At 63.1% G+C, this 21,878-nt stretch carries 22 protein-coding genes and 1 pseudogene; 15 read left to right on the top strand and 8 right to left on the bottom strand.

Features of this window, described 5'->3' with window-relative positions; all coding sequences use genetic code 11:
• The first annotated feature begins 193 nt into the window (after nt 1-193).
• Genes BLU15_RS31060 through BLU15_RS31050 form a run of 3 tightly spaced genes read left to right on the top strand, consistent with a single transcriptional unit; the run spans nt 194 to nt 3,279 of the window.
• Entirely contained in the window at nt 194-1,249 is a 1,056-nt protein-coding gene (locus BLU15_RS31060) for a TRAP transporter substrate-binding protein (RefSeq protein WP_034798149.1), read from the top strand.
• A gap of 51 nt (nt 1,250-1,300) precedes the next feature.
• On the top strand, nt 1,301-1,840 hold the full coding sequence (locus BLU15_RS31055; protein WP_051659401.1) for a TRAP transporter small permease: 540 nt from the start codon (nt 1,301-1,303) through the stop codon (nt 1,838-1,840).
• Entirely contained in the window at nt 1,837-3,279 is a 1,443-nt protein-coding gene (locus tag BLU15_RS31050; RefSeq protein WP_034798150.1) for a TRAP transporter large permease, read from the top strand. Before BLU15_RS31055 ends, BLU15_RS31050 begins: the two co-directional genes overlap by 4 nt.
• A 42-nt stretch (nt 3,280-3,321) precedes the next feature.
• Here the strand turns inward: BLU15_RS31050 and BLU15_RS31045 are convergent, their stop codons facing one another.
• Nucleotides 3,322-3,768, bottom strand: a complete 447-nt coding sequence (locus BLU15_RS31045; protein ID WP_090300727.1) for an MEKHLA domain-containing protein — start codon at nt 3,766-3,768, stop codon at nt 3,322-3,324.
• Between the two features lie 32 nt (nt 3,769-3,800).
• Entirely contained in the window at nt 3,801-4,253 is a 453-nt protein-coding gene (locus BLU15_RS31040) for a hypothetical protein (protein WP_034798155.1), read from the bottom strand.
• Between the two features lie 135 nt (nt 4,254-4,388).
• Here BLU15_RS31040 and BLU15_RS31035 point away from each other — a divergent pair, with 135 nt between their 5' ends.
• The 6 genes and pseudogenes from BLU15_RS31035 to BLU15_RS31010 all read left to right on the top strand — a co-directional run bounded on the left by BLU15_RS31035 (nt 4,389) and on the right by BLU15_RS31010 (nt 8,905).
• Nucleotides 4,389-4,664, top strand: coding sequence for a ribbon-helix-helix domain-containing protein (locus tag BLU15_RS31035; RefSeq protein ID WP_060530497.1), 276 nt, complete (start codon nt 4,389-4,391; stop codon nt 4,662-4,664).
• Nucleotides 4,661-4,951, top strand: a pseudogene (locus tag BLU15_RS31030) (type II toxin-antitoxin system RelE/ParE family toxin). Before BLU15_RS31035 ends, BLU15_RS31030 begins: the two are co-directional and overlap by 4 nt.
• A gap of 165 nt (nt 4,952-5,116) precedes the next feature.
• Nucleotides 5,117-6,103: a thiosulfate ABC transporter substrate-binding protein CysP gene (gene cysP, locus BLU15_RS31025; protein WP_060530496.1), complete on the top strand. Its 987-nt coding sequence runs from the start codon at nt 5,117-5,119 to the stop codon at nt 6,101-6,103.
• Between the two features lie 83 nt (nt 6,104-6,186).
• On the top strand, nt 6,187-7,008 hold the full coding sequence (gene cysT, locus BLU15_RS31020; protein ID WP_060607811.1) for a sulfate ABC transporter permease subunit CysT: 822 nt from the start codon (nt 6,187-6,189) through the stop codon (nt 7,006-7,008).
• Between the two features lie 2 nt (nt 7,009-7,010).
• Nucleotides 7,011-7,889 (top strand): sulfate ABC transporter permease subunit CysW, encoded by an 879-nt coding sequence (cysW, locus tag BLU15_RS31015; protein WP_060607813.1) that lies wholly within the window; start codon nt 7,011-7,013, stop codon nt 7,887-7,889.
• Nucleotides 7,886-8,905 (top strand): sulfate/molybdate ABC transporter ATP-binding protein, encoded by a 1,020-nt coding sequence (locus BLU15_RS31010; RefSeq protein ID WP_060607817.1) that lies wholly within the window; start codon nt 7,886-7,888, stop codon nt 8,903-8,905. Before cysW ends, BLU15_RS31010 begins: the two co-directional genes overlap by 4 nt.
• A 30-nt stretch (nt 8,906-8,935) precedes the next feature.
• On the opposite strand, the gene BLU15_RS31005 is transcribed toward BLU15_RS31010, so the two are convergent.
• The 4 genes from BLU15_RS31005 to BLU15_RS30990 all read right to left on the bottom strand — a co-directional run bounded on the left by BLU15_RS31005 (nt 8,936) and on the right by BLU15_RS30990 (nt 13,361).
• On the bottom strand, nt 8,936-9,202 hold the full coding sequence (locus BLU15_RS31005) for a DUF2277 domain-containing protein (RefSeq protein WP_090300725.1): 267 nt from the start codon (nt 9,200-9,202) through the stop codon (nt 8,936-8,938).
• A gap of 121 nt (nt 9,203-9,323) precedes the next feature.
• Nucleotides 9,324-10,676 (bottom strand): DUF2778 domain-containing protein, encoded by a 1,353-nt coding sequence (locus BLU15_RS31000; RefSeq protein WP_234824504.1) that lies wholly within the window; start codon nt 10,674-10,676, stop codon nt 9,324-9,326.
• A gap of 260 nt (nt 10,677-10,936) precedes the next feature.
• On the bottom strand, nt 10,937-12,214 hold the full coding sequence (locus tag BLU15_RS30995) for a sensor histidine kinase (RefSeq protein ID WP_244546864.1): 1,278 nt from the start codon (nt 12,212-12,214) through the stop codon (nt 10,937-10,939).
• A gap of 244 nt (nt 12,215-12,458) precedes the next feature.
• Complete coding sequence (locus BLU15_RS30990; protein ID WP_060607827.1) at nt 12,459-13,361, bottom strand: LysR family transcriptional regulator; 903 nt, start codon at nt 13,359-13,361, stop codon at nt 12,459-12,461.
• Between the two features lie 116 nt (nt 13,362-13,477).
• Between BLU15_RS30990 and BLU15_RS30985 the strand changes: the two genes are divergently transcribed.
• The 4 genes from BLU15_RS30985 (at nt 13,478) to BLU15_RS30970 (ending at nt 18,908) form a co-directional block, all read left to right on the top strand.
• Complete coding sequence (locus BLU15_RS30985) at nt 13,478-14,314, top strand: oxidoreductase (RefSeq protein WP_060607830.1); 837 nt, start codon at nt 13,478-13,480, stop codon at nt 14,312-14,314.
• Nucleotides 14,315-14,579: 265 nt separating this feature from the next.
• Nucleotides 14,580-15,092: a sigma-70 family RNA polymerase sigma factor gene (locus tag BLU15_RS30980; protein WP_060530493.1), complete on the top strand. Its 513-nt coding sequence runs from the start codon at nt 14,580-14,582 to the stop codon at nt 15,090-15,092.
• A gap of 12 nt (nt 15,093-15,104) precedes the next feature.
• Nucleotides 15,105-16,088 carry a FecR family protein gene (locus tag BLU15_RS30975; RefSeq protein ID WP_090300723.1) on the top strand — a complete coding sequence of 328 codons (984 nt, stop codon included), beginning with the start codon at nt 15,105-15,107 and terminating at the stop codon, nt 16,086-16,088.
• 126 nt (nt 16,089-16,214) lie between these two features.
• Nucleotides 16,215-18,908 (top strand): TonB-dependent receptor, encoded by a 2,694-nt coding sequence (locus BLU15_RS30970; protein WP_090300721.1) that lies wholly within the window; start codon nt 16,215-16,217, stop codon nt 18,906-18,908.
• Nucleotides 18,909-18,958: 50 nt separating this feature from the next.
• Here the strand turns inward: BLU15_RS30970 and BLU15_RS30965 are convergent, their stop codons facing one another.
• The gene (locus tag BLU15_RS30965; RefSeq protein WP_090300719.1) at nt 18,959-20,443 is read right to left on the bottom strand and encodes an MDR family MFS transporter; all 1,485 of its coding nucleotides are present in this window, start codon (nt 20,441-20,443) and stop codon (nt 18,959-18,961) included.
• Nucleotides 20,444-20,686: 243 nt separating this feature from the next.
• On the opposite strand from BLU15_RS30965, the gene BLU15_RS30960 reads away from it, so the two are divergent.
• Both BLU15_RS30960 and BLU15_RS30955 read left to right on the top strand, forming a co-directional pair.
• Nucleotides 20,687-20,935, top strand: coding sequence for a type II toxin-antitoxin system ParD family antitoxin (locus BLU15_RS30960; RefSeq protein ID WP_034798187.1), 249 nt, complete (start codon nt 20,687-20,689; stop codon nt 20,933-20,935).
• A complete protein-coding gene (locus BLU15_RS30955; protein WP_034798189.1) occupies nt 20,935-21,228 on the top strand; it encodes a type II toxin-antitoxin system RelE/ParE family toxin in 294 nt (97 codons plus the stop codon). Before BLU15_RS30960 ends, BLU15_RS30955 begins: the two co-directional genes overlap by 1 nt.
• A gap of 71 nt (nt 21,229-21,299) precedes the next feature.
• Here BLU15_RS30955 and BLU15_RS30950 read toward each other — a convergent pair.
• Nucleotides 21,300-21,878: aldehyde dehydrogenase family protein (locus BLU15_RS30950; protein ID WP_143034298.1), on the bottom strand; the 579-nt coding region annotated here is incomplete at its 5' end.

The raw sequence follows: 21,878 nt of genomic DNA, 5'->3' as shown, positions 1-21,878 counted from the left end.
TGTCGCCCGATGCCGTCGCTTGACAGTCGGTTCAAAATAAACTTAACATGTTAATGGATTGAAGCTTTCCGATGAGGAGCAAAGGGAAGTTTCAAGCGACCAGGGAGATCTGCCCGCCGGATGGCCGTGAAGGATCAGGTGCGTGCATGCGATGTTCGCCGCGCGTGAATGTGGGGTCGACAGGGAGGAACCTATGAAACTGAGCAGACGGAATTTGATGAAGACCGGCGGCGCTCTGCTTGCAGCGCCCTTCGTTCTGAAAATCGGTGCGGCGCGCGCCCAGGAAACAGTCACGCTGAAGCTGCACCATTTCCTGCCGCCGGCATCCAACGTTCATCAGCGGCTGTTGACGCCATGGGCGAAATTGCTGGCAGAACAAAGCGGCGGTGCGCTGAAGGTCGACATCTTCCCAGCCATGCAACTCGGCGGAAAGCCGCCGCAGCTCTACGATCAGGCGTCGAACGGCGTCGTCGATATCGTCTGGACCTTGCCCGGCAACACGCCCGGACGTTTCCCGTCCACGGAAGTGTTCGAACTGCCATTCGTCGCCGCCAAGGAGGCGACCGTCAACGCGCAAGCCTGCCAGGAATATGGCCAGACGCACGTACTGAAGGAAACTGGCGATACCCAGCTCTTGTGCTTCTGGGCGCATGATCAGGGCCTGATCCACACCAATAAGGAAGTGAAGACCGGAGCGGACCTCGCCGGGCTGAAGCTTCGCAATCCGACGCGCCTTGCCGGTGAGGCGCTGGCGGCACTGGGGGCGACGCCGGTCGGCATGCCCATTCCGCAGGTGCCCGAAGCACTGGCCCAGCGGTCGATCGACGGCTGCGTGCTCCCGTGGGAAGTGGTTCCCTCGATCAAGGTGAACGAGCTCACCAAGTTCCATACCGAAATCCCGGGCTCGCCGACGCTCTATACCGCAACTTTCTTCCTGGCGATGAACAAGGGCAAGTACGACGGGTTGCCGGCCGACCTCAAGGCCGTGCTGGACGCCAACAGCGGCATGGCCTTCGCCAAGAAGGCCGGCGAGATGTGGGACAGCGTCGGTGCCGAAGTGCGCGCGGCAATCGAGACATCCGGAGAAGGAACAATCAGCACGATCAGCGAGGACGAAAAGGCGAAGTGGGTGGAGGCAACCAGACCCGTCCACGACAAGTGGATCGAGGACATGAAGGCCAAGGACCTCGACGGCAAGGCGCTGATCGCCACGGCGCAGGCGCTTGTGCAGAAATATTCGAGCGCCTGAGCGCACTGCCGGCCGTACTCGCCTGAACGTGGCGCCTGAACGCGCCGCTGCATGAACCAACAGCTCGAGGCCTCAACAATGGAAGACGTAGGATACGAGGACGCGGTGAGGGTGCCGCGCCGCAGGGAAGTCGAACGCCTCGCGGCCGGTTTGGCACTGATCGGCGGCACGCTTCTTTGCCTTGCGGCGGGATTGGTCACCGTCAGCGTGCTGGGCCGATGGCTGTTCAATCGGCCGGTGCCGGCCGACTACGAGCTGGTGGAGGTGGCGGTCGGCGTCGCCGCCTTCTCCTTTCTCGCATACACACAGGCCCGCAACGGCCATATTGCCGTCGATACCTTCACGTTGGCTCTCCCCGCACGCGTCACGCGGGTCATCGACGGCCTTTGGGACCTGCTTTTGGCCGGCTGCCTGGCGTTTTTTGCTTGGGGTCTGTTTACCGGTGGCCTGGAGGCGAGGGGATACGGGACGACGCTGATCCAGCTGCCCTGGCCGATCTGGCCAGTCTATCTGACCTGTGCGGCGCTGGCGGCGCTCGCAGCCATCATCGGAGTTTCCGTTTCCCTCTTGAAAATCGGAGGCGGCCGATGAGCGGTTTTGCCATTGCCTTCGTCGGATTCGCAGCCATGCTGCTCTTGATTGCCATCCGGATGCCGATCGCCCTTGCCATGCTTGCGGTGGGCGCTGCCGGTTATGCCTATCTCTCTGGCCCGCATGCGCTGGTCTACTATCTGCAGACCAACACCTACAGCCAGTTTGCCAGCTACACGCTTTCGGTCATACCGCTCTTCATCCTGATGGGCGCGCTTGCCGAGCAATCGGGCATCGCCGCAACGCTCTTTCGCGTCGCCGAGCGAGGCTTCGGACGGTTCAAGGGCGGAATGCCAATGGCGGTCATCGCCGCCTGCACCGGATTCGGCGCGATCTGCGGCTCGTCGGTCGCAACCACGGCGACCTTCGGGCGTGCGGCCCTGCCGGAACTGCGCCGGGCGCGCGTCGATGTCGGTCTTGGCACCGGGACGATTGCCGCTGGTGGCACGCTCGGCATCCTCATTCCCCCATCCGTCATCCTGGTGATCTATGCGATCACCGCCGAGCAGAACATCGCCAAGCTGTTTCAGGCCGCCCTGGTGCCGGGGCTGCTGGCGGCCGCCTTCTATCTGATCGCGATCGCCGTCGTCGTCCGGCGCAAACCCGATCTCGCGCCGCCGGTCACGGCGACCGAGGCGGTTCGAACCCCCCGTCCTTTCTGGGCGAGGCCCGTAGGGCTGATCATCTTTGCCGGTGGCGCGATCGGCTGGCTGCTCGGCTCGCTCGGGACGGTAGGGGGCGTATTGCTGGCGATATTCGGCCTGCTGCTGCTGGCTGCGGACTTTGCGATCGTGCCCGCGGCGGCGGTTGCCGTCACGGTGGTCGGCGGCATCTATGGCGAAGTGTTCACACCGACGGAAGGTGCCGCGGTGGGTGCCGCCGTAACGCTGCTGGTGGGGCTGCTGCAACGGACCCTGAGCCTTGGCGCCCTGAAAAACGCCCTGCTGCAGACGGCTGAAACGAGCGGGATGATCTTCCTGATCCTGCTCGGCGCCGAGGTCTTTGGCGCGTTTCTGGCGCTGACGCAGATGCCGGCGACGCTGGCCTCAATGGTCGGACAGTCGGGTCTACCGCCCTATGTCGTCATTTGCGGAATGCTCGTCACCTATTTGGTGCTCGGCGCCGTCATGGATGAACTGGCGATGATCCTGCTGACGTTGCCGGTCTTCATTCCGATCATCCTGACGCTGGACTTGGGCATGCCGACCGAGGACGTTGCCATCTGGTTCGGCATTCTCGTGCTCATCGTCGTCGGCATCGGCCTTTCCGCCCCGCCGATCGGCCTCAACGTGTTTATCATCAACAAGCTGGCGACCGACGTTCCGATCGTTGAGACCTATCGTGGCGTGATGCCATTCGTGATCGCCGACCTCATCAGGCTGGTGATCATCACGCTGTCACCCGGCGTCGCTCTGGCGCTCGTCCGGTTGTTGAATTGAGAAGAAGCTGGCAGGGCGCGACCTCCGCCTTGGACGGCGCGCTCACAGATCCTTCCAGCTATGGAACATGGCGGCCTGGCCGGCATGTTCGCCGTTGGCGCGCACCAACTGCCACACGATGGCGTTCTCGATCCAGAAACGGCGTCCGGATTTTGCGATCCGAAGCCCACGATAGTTGTCGATGAAGCCCTTGGTGGAGACACTGTCTAAAAGACGCTGCCGTTCCTCACGGTTCGGCGCCTCGGCCGAGAGGCGCGACGGCATGCCGATGAACTCCTGCCAACTGTAGCCGAAGCAGGCCTGGGCGGTTTTGTTCGCGTAGAAGAAACGCGGGGCCTCCGACCGGTCGTGCGCCAAAAGCGCAAAGGGTGCGTTCTCGTAAAGCCAGCGGCCGTCGAACGGATGGTCGACCAGCTCCTTGCCGGTCACCTTGCGGAAACTTGCAACGATCAGGGCGAAGGCGTCATCGGCATCATATTCGGTTGTCATCGCCCTTCGTCTCCATAGCGCCGGGGTGGGCGTCAGGCGTTCAAGGACGGAATGAACTTCCCGTCATAACGCACGCGGAAATTCCGGCGTTGCGCATCTTCCTGGAAGCAGACGAACACCAGCTCGAGGTCATTTGCGCTGCTGCGCCTTCCAAGCAGGCTGAGCGTGATCACGACCACGCCGCCATAGGTGCGGGTCAGGGCGATCGCTGCCCTTCGAATTTCGTTGGTGCCGGCGTCGTCCCGCTCTTCGCGGCGCTCATAGACCTGCCAGAAGGGCGAAGCTTCCCAGGCCGCGCGCAGCGCCTCGGTGATCTGGTCCTTGAACTCCTCGACGGATCTGCCCTTGCTCCACGAGACGGTCTTTTCGGTGTAGTCGGCAAAAATGTCGAGATAGCCGTCATAGTCGTTCGCATCGGAGAAACAACGCTCGATCATCCCGAGCGCCATTTCATCGGAAATTCCTGCCTTGAAGTATATCGTCATCGAATCGCCAACCCTGCCTTGAACGCCTATCTAGTCAAAGCGCCAAGGATGTATCTAGTCCCCGATTGTCATATTGCTGCGGCCGAGAGGTTCCCCGCGTAAGGCGATCGGCTCTGGTGTTAAAGATCACCATTCATGCCAGTTTTTGCCGAATGCGCTATTCTGCCACCCATGAACACCATGAACATTTCCCTCCCGGACTCTCTCAAAAGCTTCGTCGACGAGCAGGTCGCCCGGCGAGGTTATGGTACGAGCAGCGAGTCTATCCGGGAGTTGATCCGCCGGGATCAGGACTGGCTCAATCTGCGTCGGCTATTGCTCGATGGTGCCTCTTCCGCACAAGCCGACCCGACCGACGCTGGCTACTTCGCCGATTTGCGTGACCGGGTTCGTGGTCGATCGGCCAAGTGAGCAACAAGCCGGTCATTTCGCGTCAACCGGCCAGCAGCGACGTCGAGGCGGCGATCGAGTGTTATGCAACGTAGGCTGGGGCTGACGTCGCTCACGCTTTTGGCGACGCGTTTCAGGCTGCCTACGCGTTGATTGTTGCGCGTCCGGAATCCGGTTCGTTGCGCTTTGCCTACGAACTGGCGCTCCCTCATTGGCGAAGTGTCGGTCTGAAGAGGTACCCATACCTCGTGTTCTATCGTCAACGGGCCGACCATATCGACGTGTGGCGCGTGCTGAATAAGCCCTGACTGTAAGCTATTGGTTGCCTTGGGAAAGCTGAGGCAAAAACTCCGCGAAACTGAGCGGAAACGAGACGAAATTTCTAAGGCTTGGCACAACCAGGGTCCGCGTTCCCTCGCGCTCCCACACGCCTGCCGATAGGTTCTGGGTCAGCATCAACACCGGAGAACCGCATGAAACGCCTCCTCATTCTCGGCGCCACCCTTGTCGCGCACTTTGTGACCCCTGCGCTGGCACAGGAGCCGACGAAGCTTCTCAACGCCTCCTACGACGTTTCCCGCGAGCTCTTCGTTGCCGAGAACGAGGCCTTCATCAAACAGCATCCGGGCGTGACCATCGACCAGTCGCATGCCGGCACGTCGAAGCAGGCCCGCTCGATCCTCGAAGGCCTGGAAGCCGACGTCGTCACCTTCAACCAGACCACCGATATCGAGTTCCTGGCCAAAAACGGCTTTGTCTCCAAGGATTGGGCGAAGGCGTTCCCGAACAATGCCTCGCCTTTCTATTCCTTCCCGTCCTTCCTGGTGCGCAAGGGCAACCCGAAGAACATCAAGGACTGGTCCGATCTCGCCCGTGACGATGTTCACGCTGTCTTCCCCAATCCGAAAACGTCGGGCAATGCGCGCTACACCTATCTGGCGGCCTATGCCTGGGCCAAGGAGGCCTATGAAGGCGACGAGGCGAAGATCGAAGCCTACATTACCAAGATCTTCGACAACGTTCCGGTGTTCGACACCGGCGGCCGCGCCTCGACGACCACCTTCGTCGAGCGCGAAACCGGCGACGTCCTGATCACCTTCGAGGCAGAGACCCGCAGCATCGCCAAACAGTATGGCGCCGACAAGGTCGAGGCCGTCATCCCGTCGGTCAGCCTGCTCGCCGAGTTCCCGGTCGCGGTCGTCGACAAGGTCGCCGAGAAGCACGGCACTCAGGCGCTCGCCAAGACCTATCTCGATTTCCTCTATACCGAGGAAGGCCAGCGCATCGCCGCCGAGTTCGGCCACCGCGTCCGCAACGAAAAGGTCGCCGGGGAATTCAAGGCGCAGTTCCCCGACATTCGCCTCGTCAATGTCGACGACGTCTTTGGCGGCTGGAGCAAGATCCAGGCAGAGCACTTCGCTTCCGACGGCATTCTGGACAAGCTCTACGGCAGCCGCTGATCGCTCTTTAAACTCGCATTCAGTCAGCCCGGCAGACGAACCGTCTGCCGGGTTTCACCATGACATGACAAGGAAATGAACGCTTGAGACGCAATGTCCTGCCCGGGTTACGCCTGTCGCTGGGGGTGACGCTGCTCTATGTGAGCCTGATCGTCGTTCTGCCGCTGGCAGCCCTCGTGTTCAAGGCCGCAAGCCTCGGCCCTCTCGACTACTGGCAGATCGTCTCGTCGCCGCGGGCACTCGCAAGCTATCGCGTCACCGTGACGGCCGCCCTTGGCGCGACGCTCTTCAATCTCTTCTTCGGCCTGGCGCTCGCCTGGGTGCTGGTGCGCTACCGCTTTCCGGGGCGCCGCATCGTCGATGCCATGGTCGACCTGCCGTTTGCCTTGCCGACGGCCGTTGCCGGCATTTCGCTGACCGCACTTTTCACGACCAACGGCGTGTTTGGCTCAATCCTCGAAGACTACGGCATCAAGGTTGCCTATACGCCTATCGGCATCATGATCGCCATGTGCTTCACCTCGCTGCCCTTCATCGTGCGCACGGTGCAACCGGTACTGGAGGATCTCGATCCGGCGCTGGAGGAGGCAGCCCAGTCGCTTGGCGGCTCGGACCTCGCAATCTTCCGCAAGGTCATTCTGCCGCTACTGACACCGGCGCTTCTCGCCGGCGTCTCTTTGTCCTTCGCCCGCTCGCTCGGCGAATTCGGCGCGATCATCTTCATCGCCGGCAACCAGCCGATGTCGACCGAGATCACCGCGCTGCTGATCTTCATCCGGCTTGAGGAATACGACTATCAGGCAGCGGCGGCGATCGCGTCCGTCCTGCTGCTCACGGCCTTCCTCATGCTCGCGGTAACCAACTGGCTGCAGGCGCGGGCGCTGCGCTACACGCGGAGGTCTTGACCATGAGTTTCAAAAAGACCGTACGCACGCTGCCGCGGGTCGGTGACGGCCCCGTGTTCCGCCGCGCCCTTATCGGCGTCGTGCTGATCATCGGCGCGTTCCTCATTCTCGCGCCGCTGCTGATCATCGGTGTCGAAGCCTTTGCCAAAGGCTGGCAGGTCTATCGCGACACGATCCTGCATCCCGACACGCGCCATGCGATCATGCTGACCGTGCTTGCGGCGCTGATCGCCGTACCCATCAACACCGCCTTCGGCGTCGCCGCCGCCTGGGCGATCACCAAATTCGATTTCCGCGGCAAGGGCTTCCTGCTGGTGGTGATCGAGATCCCGTTCTCGGTTTCACCGATCGTCGCGGGTGTTGCCTATCTCTTCGTCTACGGGCTGCAGGGCCTGTTTGGTCCGACACTTGATGCCTATGGCACCAAGATCCTGTTTGCCATTCCAGGCATCGTGCTCGCCTCGATGTTCGTCACCGCGCCGTTTGTCGCCCGGGAGCTCATTCCGCTGATGCAGGCCCAGGGGCGCGATCTCGAAGAGGCGGCCGTTTCCCTCGGCGCTTCCGGCTTCCGCACCTTCTTTTCGGTGACGTTGCCCAACATCAAGTGGGCGCTGCTCTACGGCGTCGTCCTTTGTAATGCGCGCGTGATGGGCGAGTTCGGCGCGGTTTCGGTCGTCTCTGGTAACATCCGTGGCCAGACCAACACCCTGCCGCTCCATATCGAGCTGCTCTATCACGACTATCAGGCGGCTGGCGCTTTTGCGTCGGCGTCCATTCTGGCGCTCATCGCCGTCTTCACCATCATCGCCAAGGTCGCTCTGGAGCGCCAAGGGGCGGGCCGCGTCCGCCCAGTTGCCAATTCCGCGGAGAATGCATCATGAAGATCCGCCTTGACCACGTCGTCAAGACTTTCCAAACCTTCCGTGCCGTCAAGGACGTCTCCCTGGAGATCGAAAGCGGCGAGCTCGTCGCGCTGCTTGGGCCCTCCGGTTCTGGCAAGACGACGATATTGCGCATGGTTGCCGGCCTCGAATTCGCCGATGGCGGTCACATCTATTTCGGCGACCAGGATGCAACCGACATCCCTGTGCGCGATCGCGGCGTCGGCTTCGTGTTCCAGCACTACGCGCTTTTCCCGCATATGACCGTGGCGCAGAACATCGCCTTCGGCATGGAGGTCTCGAAGGTCAAGCGCGACAAGGCGGCCATCCATGCGCGGGTCGCGGAACTGTTGCGCCTGGTTCGCCTCGAACGGCTCGGCGAACGGTTTCCGGCGCAGATCTCCGGCGGTCAGCGCCAGCGCGTCGCACTTGCCCGCGCGCTTGCCGTCGATCCAAAGGTGCTGCTGCTGGACGAGCCTTTCGGCGCGCTTGATGCCAATGTCCGGCGTGAGCTGCGACGCTGGCTGCGCGAAATCCATAGTGAGCTCGGCATCACCACGCTCTTCGTCACGCACGACCAGGAAGAGGCGCTCGATCTCGCCGACCGCGTGGTGATCCTGAAGGATGGCCATATCGTTCAACAGGGGACGCCGGAGGAGGTCTGCCGCGAGCCGAAATCGGCCTTCGTCATGAAGTTCCTCGGCGATGCCAACATGCTTCCCGCCGAGGTGCGCGATGGTCGGGCCTATGCCGATGGCGCGGTCATCGATGCCGCAGGGATCGCCGACGGCAAGGCCGAGCTTTACGCCCGGCCGGTCGATCTCGACTGGGCGGCGGGAGGCCCGGGTATCGCGGCCAATATCAGCCGGGTGATGGATCGCCCTGGCGGCCGCCGGGTGGTCGCGACGACCGAGCGTGGCGTGCCGCTGGAGTTGGACCTGGAGCCGGAGCGGATCGTGAGGGCCGGCGACACCGGTTACGTGACGCTGCGGCGGGCAACGGTATTTGCGATTTAGGCTGAGCGCGCGGCCAGCCTCTTGCCGCCGTCAGGCGAAGCGGAGGGCGGACCGAGCGCGCGCCTTGGCTGCTTCTTCTTCCCGGTTGCGTGGGGGCTGTGACGTCTCGAGCGCATCGAGCAGTTCTTGCGCGCATGCCGCAATCGAATTGACCGCGTGCTCGAACGCCGCTTCGTTCCGCTTGGACGGCTTGTTCGTTCCGCTTAACTTGCGCACGAACTGCAGCGCAGCGTCATGGATCTCGGCGTTCGTCGCCGGCGGCTCGAAATTGAACAGGGGTTTGATGTTTCGGCACATGACGGGCTCCCGGTCCTCTTCGTTCTCGCTCCTGTCGAGGGCCGGATCTTAGTGCCCGTTCCTCGTCAGCGAAAGACCTTTACCGTCCGCTGCCTGCATTCCGACCGTTGGCCGGCTCCGCTCAGGAGTTCCGGCCGTTCTGTGCCAGGCGCATGCCGGCCGCGCGTCCGCCGCTCGGCACCACGACGATCTGCTTGACCTTGCCCTGCTTGAAGGCGGTCAGGAAACGCGGATAGTCGGCGAAGGCGACGCAGCCATGGGATTCCGCGCGCTTGCCGCGCAGCAGGTAGCTATGCGTCAGGAAACCGTCGCGGCCGTGCTTGTTCCTTCCGTCGACCGGCAGCATGCGGATTGCCTCGACCCCGTGGAAACGCGTTTCGCGCATCCTGAGATTGTAGGTGTGCGGCGGGGTCGGTCCGGTCATTTTGACGTCGACGTAGCGCGGGTTGTCGGCCATCTTGCCGATACCGGAATGCGCCTCGAGCACACTGCCGTCAGGCATATAGACCTTGGCAGCGGTGATGTCGTAGACGGCGACGCCGTTGCCGGCCTTCGCTCCGCCGCCAAACATGTTACGCAACGCCTGGCCGAAACCGGTGCCGGCACTGTTCTCTGTCGGATCTTCCGGCCGTGCATAGGCAAGTTTCTGCTTCTTCGGCGCTTCGTCCGCGTCTGCCTTGGCTGTCTCTTCTTCCTTTTTCACCGCTGCGTCTTCCGCCTGCTTGGTCGCAGGCTTTTCGTCTTCGGCGGGCGGCTTTTCCGCTTGCGCGGTGCGGGGGCGGAATTGCGGCATGGGACCGACCGAGGGCGTGTCCTCATGGCTCGGCAGGGCGGCCGTGTCTTCAGCCTGGTCCTGGTCCGGTTGTTCCGCGAGATCGTCCTCGGACGGCGCCGTCAACAGAGCCGAAAAGGCGCTGCCTTCCACGTGGCTCTGTGAGGGGGTGGCGTAGGCGAGCTGGACCGGGTTCTTGGCAATGGCAACAGACGCCACCGGCGCGAAGCGTTCTGGCGCCGGGAGCTTTACCGTGGCGATCTGATGGTGAACCTGGGTAGCGGGAACGGGGATGCTCGCGACTTTCTCGGACGAGAGAACAGCCTTTTTCACCGCGGCTGCAATCCGGGCGCTCTTGCCGATCGTTTCCGCATCTATCGGGAACAGGGCATCGTGCCCGAACCTCGCCTCGCTGGGAGCGAGGCTTGCGACCATGACGGGCTGCGCCGCGGCGGCGGCCACGAGCCGCGTCGCCTGGTTGGTTCTGGCGTGCTTGTCCCAGGCGCGCTCTTTGGTCGTCTCGGCCAAATGCAGCTGCGGCTTCGGCAGCAGGCGGCCGGAACCATGCGCGTAGGAACTGCCGATCGCGGCCATGCCGACAAGCGACCACGCAGCCGCGCCGACGAGAGCGGTGCCGCAGCAAGTGATCAGCAATGGGCGCAACAGACGGTGCAAAGACTGTGGGCGAATGATCTTACTCAACAACGCAAATCAAGCCAGAAAATCTCACAAAGGCTCTCAGCCCGGCGAGCGAACGCCGCTGCGCGATTTCTGGATTGTCCCCTTCTTGACGACTGATGGACAAAAGATGGAGAAGTATGGTTAAATTTTGCTTTCCAACCGCCGAAATAGATCCCGGATCGATTTTTTTCCGCCGAAAGGGCCCATTTCGGCCGCTTTCCGGGCGGCTGGTACTCGGACTACGCTCACACTTGCCTGTTGGGGGTACTACGGATTGCAGCTCAGATGCGTCCGTTCTGAAAGGCCAGCCGGAAGCAGGCACCGCCGCTCTGTGAGGTCAGGATGCTCACGCGGCCTTTGTGTCGCTGCGCGATCTGCAGAACGAGATTGAGGCCGAGACCAGCGCCACGTTCGCGCGGCTTGAGGCGGTAAAATGCCTCGAAGACGCGCTCGCGTTCCCCCTCCGGGATGCCCGGGCCGTCGTCGCTGACTTCGATCACGCCGTCCGGCTCGACCCGTACGAGGATCACGCCCTGGTTTCCGGCATGCTCGATCGCGTTCTGGACGAGATTGGTAACCGCCCGTTCGAGCGAGACTGCGTCGCCCTGTATCAGCGACTGCTCGGTGTTTTGCTCGAACGACAGGTCGTAGCCTTCGTCGATGGCGAGCGGAGCAAGGTCGGCAGCGACGTTGCGGCAGAGCGCGACGAGGTCCACGGCGGTGAAGGGCCTGGCGTCGGCTTCCAGCCGTTGCAGATCGAGCAACTGCTCGGCAAGCGCTGAAATCCTCTCGCAGTCGGAGATCAACCGGTCGCGCTCCGGCCCTGAGGCGAGCAAGTCGAGCCGCGCCTGAAGAATGGCCACAGGCGTCCGCAGCTCATGGGCGGCGTCGAGAATGAAGCGCTGATGTTGGCCATAGGATTGATCGAGCCGGTGAAGGGCGCTGTTGATGCCGCGCACGAGCGGGCGGACCTCGCTCGGAACCGCCGTTTCGGCCAGCCGGTGGCTCCGGTGCGTAATGTTGATCTCATCCGTTTCGCGGGCGAGATCGGAGATGCCCCGGATCGCCCGGTTGACGATGCGGGGCACCGCGAAGATCGTGACGAGCGCGAGCAGCACCAGCATCGGCGCGACGAACAGGCGTGAGAACGAGAGGATGAGCGAAGGTTGGCTCAGAAGCGTTCCCTGTCCGAATACGGTGAAGCTGCCTTCCTCGTTTGTCATGCGCCGGATGACGGCGAGATAGTTCGATGGCGGGCCGTCGTCGCGGATGTCCGAATAGGTCATTCGGTCGAGGGCCACGGTCATGCCGCGGTAGATGTCCGGTACGTCGCCGGACTGAACGATCTCGCCCCCGTCGCTGCGCGCGATGAACCAGAAATGCGGTTGCTCGCGACGAACGCGTGCCAGTTCCGCGGTGTCAGCGAGTTCGAGCTTGCCGCTGGCACTCCGCTTGACCGCGCGGAACGCCGTCTCGACCGGGGCGGGACTGACGAGCGCGCCGCCTTCGTCAGCGACGACGAGCAGCGTGACGAAGGATAGGCCGAACGCAAGAAGCACCGCCAGCTGCAGAACCAGCAAGTGTGCAATGAGACGTTGCTTGAGAGACCGTGGCCAGAGCTTCCACACTATCCGCACCTGTTGTTGGACCGGCAACGCCGTTCGGCTGACGCTTTATTGAGGCGGCATAGACCGATGTCAGTAAAACCTTGCCGAGACGATTGTAAACGCGAGGTTGCACGGACATTACGCGGAAAGGCGGGGGGCAGCGAGCGGGCTCGACGATCGCTTGCGCTGTTCCGGCTCAAGGCGTTGACTTGTCCCAGACCCTGGCGAAATCGACGAATGCCCTGAGCGCCGCCGGCATCTGGCGTCGGCTCGGATAATAGAGATAGAAGCCACCATAATAGGGGCACCAGTCTTCAAGGACGCGGACCAGCTTGCCCTCGTCGATGAACGCGCGCACCTGGTCCTCGAAGGCAAAGCCGATCCCCGCGCCGAGAAGGGCCGCGTCGACCATCATGTCCTGGTCATCGACGATCAGGGCACCGGTCACCTCGACCTGAACTTCGACACCGCCGCGCTCGAACTCCCAGGCATAGAGCCTTCCGCTGCCGAAGCGCAGTCCGATGCAGGACAGCGCCTTCAGATGCTCGGGAGCGGTCGGCCTTGCGTGGCGCTCGAAGAAGGAAGGTGTTGCCACGATCGCGGTACGCTGGCGCGGACCGATCGGGACGGCGATCATGTCCTGCGCGACGATCTCGCCAAAGCGAACACCCGCATCGAAACCCTCCGACACCATGTCGACAAGGTCGTTATCGACGACGATCTCGATGTTGACCTTCGGATGACTTTCGAGAAACCGCGCAACGATTGGCAGGAGAACCATTTTTGCCGAAGCGCGCGCCGTGTTGAACCTCAACCGTCCGATCGGCGCTCCCCGGAAATTGTTGAGATCGTCAAGGGCGTCCTCGATGTCGCGGAAGGCGGGCGCCACGCGGGCGAGCAGAAGTTCTCCCGCCTCGGTCAGCGCAACGCTGCGGGTGGTCCGGTTGAAGAGCCTAAGGTCCAGGCGCTCCTCAAGCGCCTTCAAGGCGTGGCTGAGTGCGGACGGCGTGCAGCCGATCTCGTCGGCGGCACGGCGGAAGCTCTGGTGGCGGGCGAGCGCAAGGAAAGGCGACAGGTCGGACGGCGATATGGTTCGCATTGATGAATACGACTCAACAACTCAACAAGAATTCAGTCGATTATCTCAGCAGACGTCTCGCAGTACAACCTTCCCAGCCGCCGACGATGGAGCGGCGAAACAAACCGGAGGTTCACATGCATACGTGGTTCATCACTGGCGCATCCCGTGGATTTGGTGCTCTTATCGTTGAAAAGGCCCTGGCGAAGGGTGATCAGGTGGTCGCGACGGCGCGCAATCCCAGGGCGATCGCGGACCGCTTCGGGGATCATCCCAATCTCCTGGCCGTCGCGCTCGACGTCACTGACGAGGCCCAGGCGCATCAGGCTGTGGGCCAGGCGATCGCGCGCTTCGGGCGCATCGACATCCTGGTCAACAACGCCGGCTACGGTCTCCTGGGCGCGGTCGAGGAAGCGACAGGTCCCGAGATTGAAGCGCTCTATCGGACCAACGTCTTCGGACTTCTGGCCGTGACCCGCGCGGTGCTGCCGCACATGCGTCGCCAACGCCATGGGCGGATCCTCAACTTCTCATCCGTCGGCGGCTACCGCAGCGGACCTGGTTTCGGCGTTTACTGCTCGACGAAGTTTGCCGTCGAGGGACTGACCGAGGCTTTGGCGGCGGAACTCGCGCCCCTCGGAATCTACGCGACGGCGATCGAGCCCGGTTATTTCCGCACGGATTTTCTCGACTCGACGTCACTGAGCGTCAGCCCGATCGAGATCAGCGACTATGCGGAGACCGCAGGTGCCGTTCGCAGCAAGGCGAAGGAGATCAGCCACAACCAGCCGGGCAACCCCGACACGCTTGCGAACGTACTGATCGCGTTCGTCGATGCGGAGCAGCCGCCGGTCCGGCTTCCGCTTGGCAGCGACACGGTGGCTGCGATCGAGGCCAAGCACGCTTCGGATCGCGATCTTCTTGCCCAGTGGCGCACGGTTGCCGTTTCGACAGACTTCGAACAGGCCGTTTGAAACAGAGCCTGGATCGATTTTCTTCTGATCAGCAATAAATGCCGCCGGTACCGACTGCCCGGAGCCATCCGGGGTTCGGTGCCGGCGATCCAATCCCCGCGTTTTCGCGCAAAGGCGCTTGTCGGGCTCTAAAACATGAGTATAAGAGACAAGTATTAGCGTGCCGCATCGGACGAGCCGCAGCTTTTCCCGCGAAGTTTGCATCATGCCTGAAGAAATCCACCCCCAAGACCGCCGTGGCGCGCTTCGCTAGGAAGGGTGGCTGATGGCAAGCTCTCTCAATCACTGGCTCGGTCTGCTCTTCAGACGTCACCACAAGGAGGTGGTGCGCTATGCATCGCGCCTGATCGGCAATCGGGATGACGGTGAGGAAGTTGTGCAGAACGCCTATCTGCGCATGGTGAGGGTAGACCGCCGCAGCGTCGAGCACCCGCGTTCCTACCTGTTCAGGGCAGCGCGAAATGCGGCGATCGACTTTCGCATCAAGCTCGAGCGGGAGTGGTCGCGCCGGGTCGAATTGGACCAGGCAGACCGTCTGTCATCGTCGGACGATTTTGCGTTGCGGCTGGAATTTCGCGACAAGGTCGCAGCCCTTTCCGTTCTCTTGAACGAGTTGCCGGTGGCCTGCCGAACGGCCTTCATCATGAACAAGGTCGAGGGCCTTTCGCACCGCGAAATAGCCGAAACGCTGGGTATCTCGGTCAGCATGGTCGAAAAGCACATGCTGCGTGCCCTGAGCCATTGCCGCGACGTGCGGCGCGAGCTGGACCATGTCTGACAAGGGGCGGCGATGAAACCGGCATCAGCGACAACGCAATGTCCCGCAAGGGACATCTCCGACGCGGCGCTCGCCTGGGTCGTCCGGCTGCATTCCGGCGAGGCGACCAGCGAGGATCAACGCGCCTATGATGCGTGGCGCGGACAAAGTGCGGAGCACGAGGCGGCGGCGATCGAAGCGGAAGCCTTGTGGGACGATGCGGCACACCTGCGCCGCGATCGCCAAACCGGTCTCGTCTATCCCGGCCGCGACACCGCGCTCCTTTCGCGCCGCCGTCTTCTGACCGGCGCGTTCGGCATCGCTGTTCTGGGAGGCGGGCTTGCCGCTTCGCGCCCCTGGCTGCGCATCCTCGGCTCCGACTATGCGACCACCACGGCAGAGACGCGTTCGATCGACCTGCCCGACGGGTCACGGGTGGTCCTCAACGCGCGCACTGCGATGGACGTGGATTTCGACGAACGGGCGCGCCGGGTGGTTCTGAAGGAAGGCCAGGCATTCTTCGACGTGGCGGCGGACGCACGACCCTTTCAGGTTGCCTCAGGTGAAACCATCGTCAAGGCCCTTGGAACCGCCTTCGACGTGGACGCCAATGCCGCCGATGGTTCGCTCGGCATTGCTGTCACCCGCCATTCCGTTCGCGTATCGCCAATGGCAGGCGGGGACCTCATGGGCGTTACGATCGCCGAGGGAGAGCGCGTGTCGGTCGGGAGTGACGGCGCCATCGGTAACCCTGTCGTGCAGGATCCGGCAATCGCACTCGCATGGCAGTCCGGCATGTATGTCGCCGAAAACCGCAGGCTCGGCGACGTCGTCGCTGCCCTTAGCCGCTATCACGGCGGCTGGATCGTCTTCAGCCACGACCGCTTGAAGTCGACGCTGGTCAGCGCGGTGCTGGATCTCAGAACCCCTGACGCCTCGCTTTCAGCACTTGCGTCCGGCCTGCCGATCCGGGTCACGCGCATGACGCGCTTCGTGACATTGATCTCGGCGGTCTAGCCGGTTTCATTTTTTTTTCGAACATCGTTGCGGGTTTTTGGGTGACGCCTCGTCTCGGCTTTTGAGGGGTGTGTCCTGCCAGCAGGAAGAACGATCCCTCGCTCAAAGCATGGGAATAGGGATCAGATGTCCAGACAAACGGGGCGAAACAAACTTCTTGGCGCGGTCGTGGTCGCAACCACGGCGGTCGGTTCACTTCAAACGGCAATGCCGGCTCTGGCACAACAGGAACGGTCTGCCCGTTCCGGCGCCACCACCTTCGACATACCGGCGCAGTCCCTGACCGCGGCGCTTACGGCATTTGCGCGGCAGTCGGGGCTGAGACTTGCCTATTCGGCATCGCTGACCCAGGGGAAATCCGCGCCTGCCGTCAGCGGACCGATCCCCCCGGCAGAGGCGCTCTCGCAGCTTTTGTCCGGCAGCGGCCTCTCCTATAGCCTGAACGGCGGGACCGTCACGATCACCGAGCGCGTTTCCGGTGCGCACGCGGTCGGTGCGGCCAACGGCGAGACGATGCTTGCGCCGATCGTCGCCGGCGGCGGCATCATCAATCCGGTGGATGCGCCCTATGAAACGGCTGCGCCGACCGCCTACATCTCGCAAGAAAACATCGACCGCTTCCGCGGATCGAGCCCAGCCGACATTTTCCGCGGCACGCCGGGCGTGCTTTCCGGCGAAGCGCGCAACGGCGCCGGCGCCGTCGACGTCAACATCCGCGGCATGCAGGGTATGGGCCGCGTTGCCGTCACCGTCGACGGAGCCGCCAATTCGGCCACGGTCTATCAGGGCTATCAGGGCATCTCCAACCGGACCTTCGTCGATCCGGATTTCCTGGGGGGCGTCGATATCACCAAGGGTTCGGACGTCGCATCGAGCGGTATCGCCGGCACGGTGGCGATGCGCACGCTGGACGCCGGCGACATCGTGAAGGAGGGGCACACATTCGGCCTTCGGGTCAAAGGCGGCTTTGGCACCAACACATCCACGCCGCCGCCGGCCGGCACCACGGCGGGCTATGCCTGGCCGGGGGGCACCTGGGCGCCTCCGGTCGCAACGGCAAAAAGCGACGGAATGGACCGCCCCTCGTTCTTCGATCCGACCAGCGGCTCGGGCAGCATCGTCGGTGCGATGCAGGAACAAAACGTCGACCTCCTTGCCGGTTACGCCTATCGCCGGCAGGGCAACTATCACGCGGGCACCAACGGACCCTCGGCAGTACCGGTCAGCATGGGACCGCGACCCTTCTGCTATGAGAGCGGCGTATGCCTGCCGCCCGCCCGGGGCTGGAAAGACTATATCGACAATATTGGCATCGCCAACTACCGCGCCGGCGAGGAGGTGCTGAACACCCAGCTCCAGACAAAGTCCTATCTCGCCAAGGGCACCGTTCGCTTCGAGAACGGTCACAGCCTGCAGTTCGGCTACAATGGTTTTCGCAGCGAGGCCGGCGACCTCCTGGCGTCGCGCCTGACCTCGGATCGGGGTCAGGCGATGCAGCAGGGCCAGACGGCGGGAACGAAGGTCGATGCCGGCACGCTTCGATACGGCTGGAAGCCTGACGACAACGACCTCATCGATCTCACGGCCAATCTCTGGGCCACGCGGCTGGAGCTGCGCAATCCCCGGCGGAGCGGCGTGCTCTATCCGCAGCCCGGAGATTTCGGCCTGCCGGCCGATTTCCGCACCGGCTCCGACACCTTCATGTGGGGCGCCGATGTCGCAAACACGTCGGTCTTGTCGACCGACTACGGCGGGCTCGACCTCACCTACGGCCTGTCGTTCCTGAGCGAGGATACGCGACCGAGCAAGTTCACACCGGAACTGGAGACCTGGCTCGACCTTCGCGATGGCACGCGGCAGGAGGCGGCGGCCTTCACCAAGGCTGCCTGGAAAGCCACCGATTGGCTGACGATCAATGGTGGCCTGCGCTACCAGCACTACTGGACCGAGGATCGAAATGCCCCCGAACAGGCCCGACCGGGCTACACCTACGACACGGCCCTCAGCGACGGCGGCTTCAGCCCCTCGGTGGGCGTGACGTTGGAGCCTTTCGACGGCACTCAATTTTATGTGAACTACTCGAACGCACTGCGCTCGCCGAGCATCTTCGAGGGCGTTTCGGCCTTCACCATGAACGTCAATTCCAACCTGCGGCCGGAACGGTCGAGCAATTGGGAGGTGGGCACCAACCTGAGGCGCGAAGGCGTATTTTCGGCCGACGACCAGGCGATGATGAAGCTCGGCTTCTTCGACTGGAATGTCGACAACTACATCTCGCGCGAATGGTATACCGATCCGCGCGGGATCTCCGGCATGCGCATTCACAACATTGCCGGCGCGCACTTCCAGGGCATAGAACTGTCCGGTCGTTATGAACGCGGCGGCTTTACCGCCGAGCTCGCCGCCAACTACTACACCGACGTCGAGTTCTGCCGAACAGCGACCACTTGCGGACACAAGTCGCTCTATGCCGACTACGCCACCAACCAGGTGCCGCCGGAATACACGGTCGCGCTGACGCTGTCGCAGACATTCCTCGACGACGCCTTGACGGTTGGCGGGCGGATTTCTCGCACAGGATCGCGCGCGATCGGTCATGGCGACGTGACCGCGCAGGGCGCTTCCCAGTTCATCTCGCTGATCGACTGGAAGCCCTATACGCTGGTGGACGCGTTCGCCGAGTACCGGATCAACGAGACCCTGACGGCGGCCTTCCGCATCGAGAACCTGACCGACGCCTATTATGTCGATCCCTTGAGCCTGGTGCAGCAGCCCGGCCCGGGACGTACCTTCTACGCGTCGTTGAAGGCGGAGTTCTGAGCCCGCGAACCGCATGCCGTTCATGACCGCGCCGGCGCCGGCGCGGCCAGCTATTCGACGACTGCGGCGACAGGATTTTCGTCACGGCCTCGCAGTGGTTTTTCCGGCATGAGATGAAAGAAGACGAGCGCCGCCGCCATCGCTGCGGCGCTCGCGATGAAGATATAGGTGAAGGGCACGGCCGACGTAACCGTCGTGCCGAGCGGTCCCACCCCTTCGCCAGCAAGCGGCAGTCCGTTGCCAAGAGCGATCGCGCCGAATGCCGCGACGCCGAGGGCGCCACCGAGCGATCGCAGGAACGTCAGAACACCGGTTGCGACGCCAAGATGCGCCTGGGCGACGGCGTTCTGGACCGAAATCGTCGCCACCGGAAAGGTCATGCCCGAGCCGAAACCGGCGGCGAATGTCAGCATTTCGAGGACGACGAGCGAGGTCCGACCGGCGAGAGCAGCAAGGGCCGCCAGGCAAAGGAAGGCCAGCGCGCCGCCGACCAGCGCCATGCTCTTATAGTGAACGATGCGCGGTATCGTCCGCCCGCTGGTCGTCGCTCCACAGACGGTCCCAAGCAGCAGGCCGAGCATCACCACGCCCGAACTGCTGGCCGACAGGCCATGGAACGTTTGCGCATAGACGGGGATATAGACCGAGAGCCCGACATTGGCGCCCTGCGCCAGAAACATCGCGAGCGTTCCGTAGCGCACTATGGGATTGGCAAGCACTTCCAGCGAGATCAGCGGTTCGCTTGCCCTGCGCAGCCGCATGGCAAAGGCGAACCAGAGCACGACGGAAACGCCAAGCAAGCCGAGTATGACGGCGGAAAGCCATGGGTAGCGGCTGCCGCCCCAGTTGAGCGCAAGCAGCAATAGCGAAGTCGCAGCGACGAGCAATAGGGCTCCGGCCCCGTCGATACGATGCGCGCGGGCGACGGTCGGCAGCTTCCTCAGGGGCTTGTTGATGATCGCCATCGCCACCAGCCCCAGCGGGATGTTGATCCAGAAGATCAGCGACCAGTGCAGATGCTCGGCGAAGGTGCCGCCGAGCAGCGGCCCGGCGATGCTCGCGACCGCCCAGGTTCCCGATATCCAGGCGGCGTAGCGCGCCCGTTCCTTGGGCGGAACGAGGTCGCCGATGACGGTCTGCGCCAGTGCGAACAGGCCGCCGCCACCCAGGCCCTGGACGGCGCGGCCGACGATCAACGTCAGCATGTTGGGTGCCAGCGCGCTGATCAGCGATCCCGCAAGGAAGATGATGATGGCTGCAAAGATCGTCGGCCGCCGTCCGTAGATATCCGAGATCTTGCCGTAAAGCGGCGCCATGGCCGTCGCGGTCAGGAGGTAGCCGGTCACGACCCAGGGCAGGTAGTCGCTATGTCCCAGCGCCTTGCCGATGGTCGGCATCGCCGGCGCCACGATCGTCTGGTCGAGCGCGGCCAGAAGCATGGAGAGAAGAACGCCGCCGATGATGACGTTCTTTTCCGGCTCGGAAAGGGCGGACCCCGTTGCTGCCATTGCATTTCGATGAAGCGTCTCAGTCATTCTTGCGGCCTGATTGCAATCCGACGTTTAGTAGTGCCGACGGCATTCAGAAAGGCTGGCATGCCGATAGTCAACCGCCTTGGCGATCAGACCGGACCGGCGCCTCCGATGCACCGCACGATGGTCTGCACGAGCGTAGCAGGATGCGGGGCTGTGCGGGGCGAAAACCGGCAGCCTGGGCTTGCTGATTTGACAAACTTTGCCAAAGTATGCCATGCTTGCCCGCAGGAAATGGAGACCGACATGGCGACGATGAACGTATCCTTGCCCGACCCGATGAAGGATTGGGTGGAAGCGCAAACGCGCACGGGCCGTTATGCCAACGCCAGCGATTATGTGCGCGACCTCATCCGCAGGGATCAGGAGCGAAATGACAAGGTTGCGGTGATGCAACGCTTTGTCGACGACGGTCTGAAGAGCGGCGTCGGGTCCCGCTCCAAGGACGAGCTCTTTTCCGCGGCGCTTACGCGCGCTGAAGTGCCGCGCGGATAATGGCGTTTCGGCTTTCCGTCGCGGCAGAAGAAGACATCATCGCGATCGCCGCAGATGGGGTGCGCCTTTTCGGCTCCGCCCAGGCGCGGCGATATCACGATGAACTCTTCGCCGTATTCGCCTTGATTGCCGCCAACCCGCGCATGGCGCGCGAACGCACGGAGCTGTCGCCGCCGATGCGCATCCATCCGTTCAAGGCGCATCTGGTCGTCTACCGGGTCGAGGCGGACGGCGACATCCTCGTCGTTCGCGTCCGTCATGGGCATGAGGACTGGATCAGCAACGCATTTTAAGCAGGGGACGGCGCCATCGGGCGCCGTCCCCTGTTGCTTCTCGGTCGCGAGGCAGTTGCCTGCGGCCGGTGTCAGACGCTCTTTCGCGTGACGAAGCGTGTTTCCAGATAGGCCTCGATCGCTTCGGATCCGCCCTCGGTGCCGTAGCCGGAATCCTTGATGCCGCCGAAGGGGACTTCGGGGAGCGCCAGACCCAGATGGTTGATCGAAATCATTCCGCTTTCGACCTCGCTTGCCAGCCTATGGGCGCTGCGCTCCGATCCGGTAAAGGCATAGGCCGCAAGACCGAAGGGCAGGCGATTGGCCTCGTTGATCGCCTCGTCGAGATCATGGAAGCGATTGATGATCGAGACCGGGCCGAACGGCTCGTTGTTCATGATCCGGGCGGAAAGCGGCACGTCCGCCAGAACCGTCGGCTCGAAGAAGTAGCCGCGGTTGCCGATGCGATGGCCGCCGGTCGCCAATCGGGCACCATGCTCGACCGCGTCGGCAACCAGGCTTTCGATCGCCGGGATGCGCCGCTCGTTGGCAAGCGGCCCCATGTCGACGCCGGCTTCGAGACCGTTGCCGACCTTGATCGTCTTCGAGGCGGCGACGAAGCCGTCGAGGAACTGATCGGCGACGCGCTCCTGCACGAGGAAGCGGGTCGG

It is taken from the genome of Ensifer sp. YR511, from assembly GCF_900103045.1.
Classification (GTDB): domain Bacteria; phylum Pseudomonadota; class Alphaproteobacteria; order Rhizobiales; family Rhizobiaceae; genus Ensifer; species Ensifer adhaerens.
Note: the sequence above shows the minus strand (reverse complement) of the source record. Positions and strands in the feature narration are given on the sequence as shown.

Bases quoted from the DNA above. Each gene is read 5' to 3' on its own strand.
- BLU15_RS30960 (WP_034798187.1), top strand. From the start codon at position 20,687: ATGGCGACGATGAACGTATCCTTGCCCGACCCGATGAAGGATTGGGTG.
- cysW (WP_060607813.1), top strand. From the start codon at position 7,011: ATGAGTTTCAAAAAGACCGTACGCACGCTGCCGCGGGTCGGTGACGGC.
- BLU15_RS30965 (WP_090300719.1), bottom strand. From the start codon at position 20,443: ATGACTGAGACGCTTCATCGAAATGCAATGGCAGCAACGGGGTCCGCC.
- BLU15_RS30975 (WP_090300723.1), top strand. From the start codon at position 15,105: ATGAAACCGGCATCAGCGACAACGCAATGTCCCGCAAGGGACATCTCC.
- BLU15_RS30990 (WP_060607827.1), bottom strand. From the start codon at position 13,361: ATGCGAACCATATCGCCGTCCGACCTGTCGCCTTTCCTTGCGCTCGCC.
- BLU15_RS31040 (WP_034798155.1), bottom strand. From the start codon at position 4,253: ATGACGATATACTTCAAGGCAGGAATTTCCGATGAAATGGCGCTCGGG.
- BLU15_RS30955 (WP_034798189.1), top strand. From the start codon at position 20,935: ATGGCGTTTCGGCTTTCCGTCGCGGCAGAAGAAGACATCATCGCGATC.
- BLU15_RS31050 (WP_034798150.1), top strand. From the start codon at position 1,837: ATGAGCGGTTTTGCCATTGCCTTCGTCGGATTCGCAGCCATGCTGCTC.
- BLU15_RS30980 (WP_060530493.1), top strand. From the start codon at position 14,580: ATGGCAAGCTCTCTCAATCACTGGCTCGGTCTGCTCTTCAGACGTCAC.
- BLU15_RS31060 (WP_034798149.1), top strand. From the start codon at position 194: ATGAAACTGAGCAGACGGAATTTGATGAAGACCGGCGGCGCTCTGCTT.
- BLU15_RS31045 (WP_090300727.1), bottom strand. From the start codon at position 3,768: ATGACAACCGAATATGATGCCGATGACGCCTTCGCCCTGATCGTTGCA.
- BLU15_RS31005 (WP_090300725.1), bottom strand. From the start codon at position 9,202: ATGTGCCGAAACATCAAACCCCTGTTCAATTTCGAGCCGCCGGCGACG.
- BLU15_RS30985 (WP_060607830.1), top strand. From the start codon at position 13,478: ATGCATACGTGGTTCATCACTGGCGCATCCCGTGGATTTGGTGCTCTT.
- BLU15_RS31035 (WP_060530497.1), top strand. From the start codon at position 4,389: ATGCCAGTTTTTGCCGAATGCGCTATTCTGCCACCCATGAACACCATG.
- cysP (WP_060530496.1), top strand. From the start codon at position 5,117: ATGAAACGCCTCCTCATTCTCGGCGCCACCCTTGTCGCGCACTTTGTG.
- BLU15_RS31055 (WP_051659401.1), top strand. From the start codon at position 1,301: ATGAACCAACAGCTCGAGGCCTCAACAATGGAAGACGTAGGATACGAG.
- BLU15_RS30970 (WP_090300721.1), top strand. From the start codon at position 16,215: ATGTCCAGACAAACGGGGCGAAACAAACTTCTTGGCGCGGTCGTGGTC.
- BLU15_RS31010 (WP_060607817.1), top strand. From the start codon at position 7,886: ATGAAGATCCGCCTTGACCACGTCGTCAAGACTTTCCAAACCTTCCGT.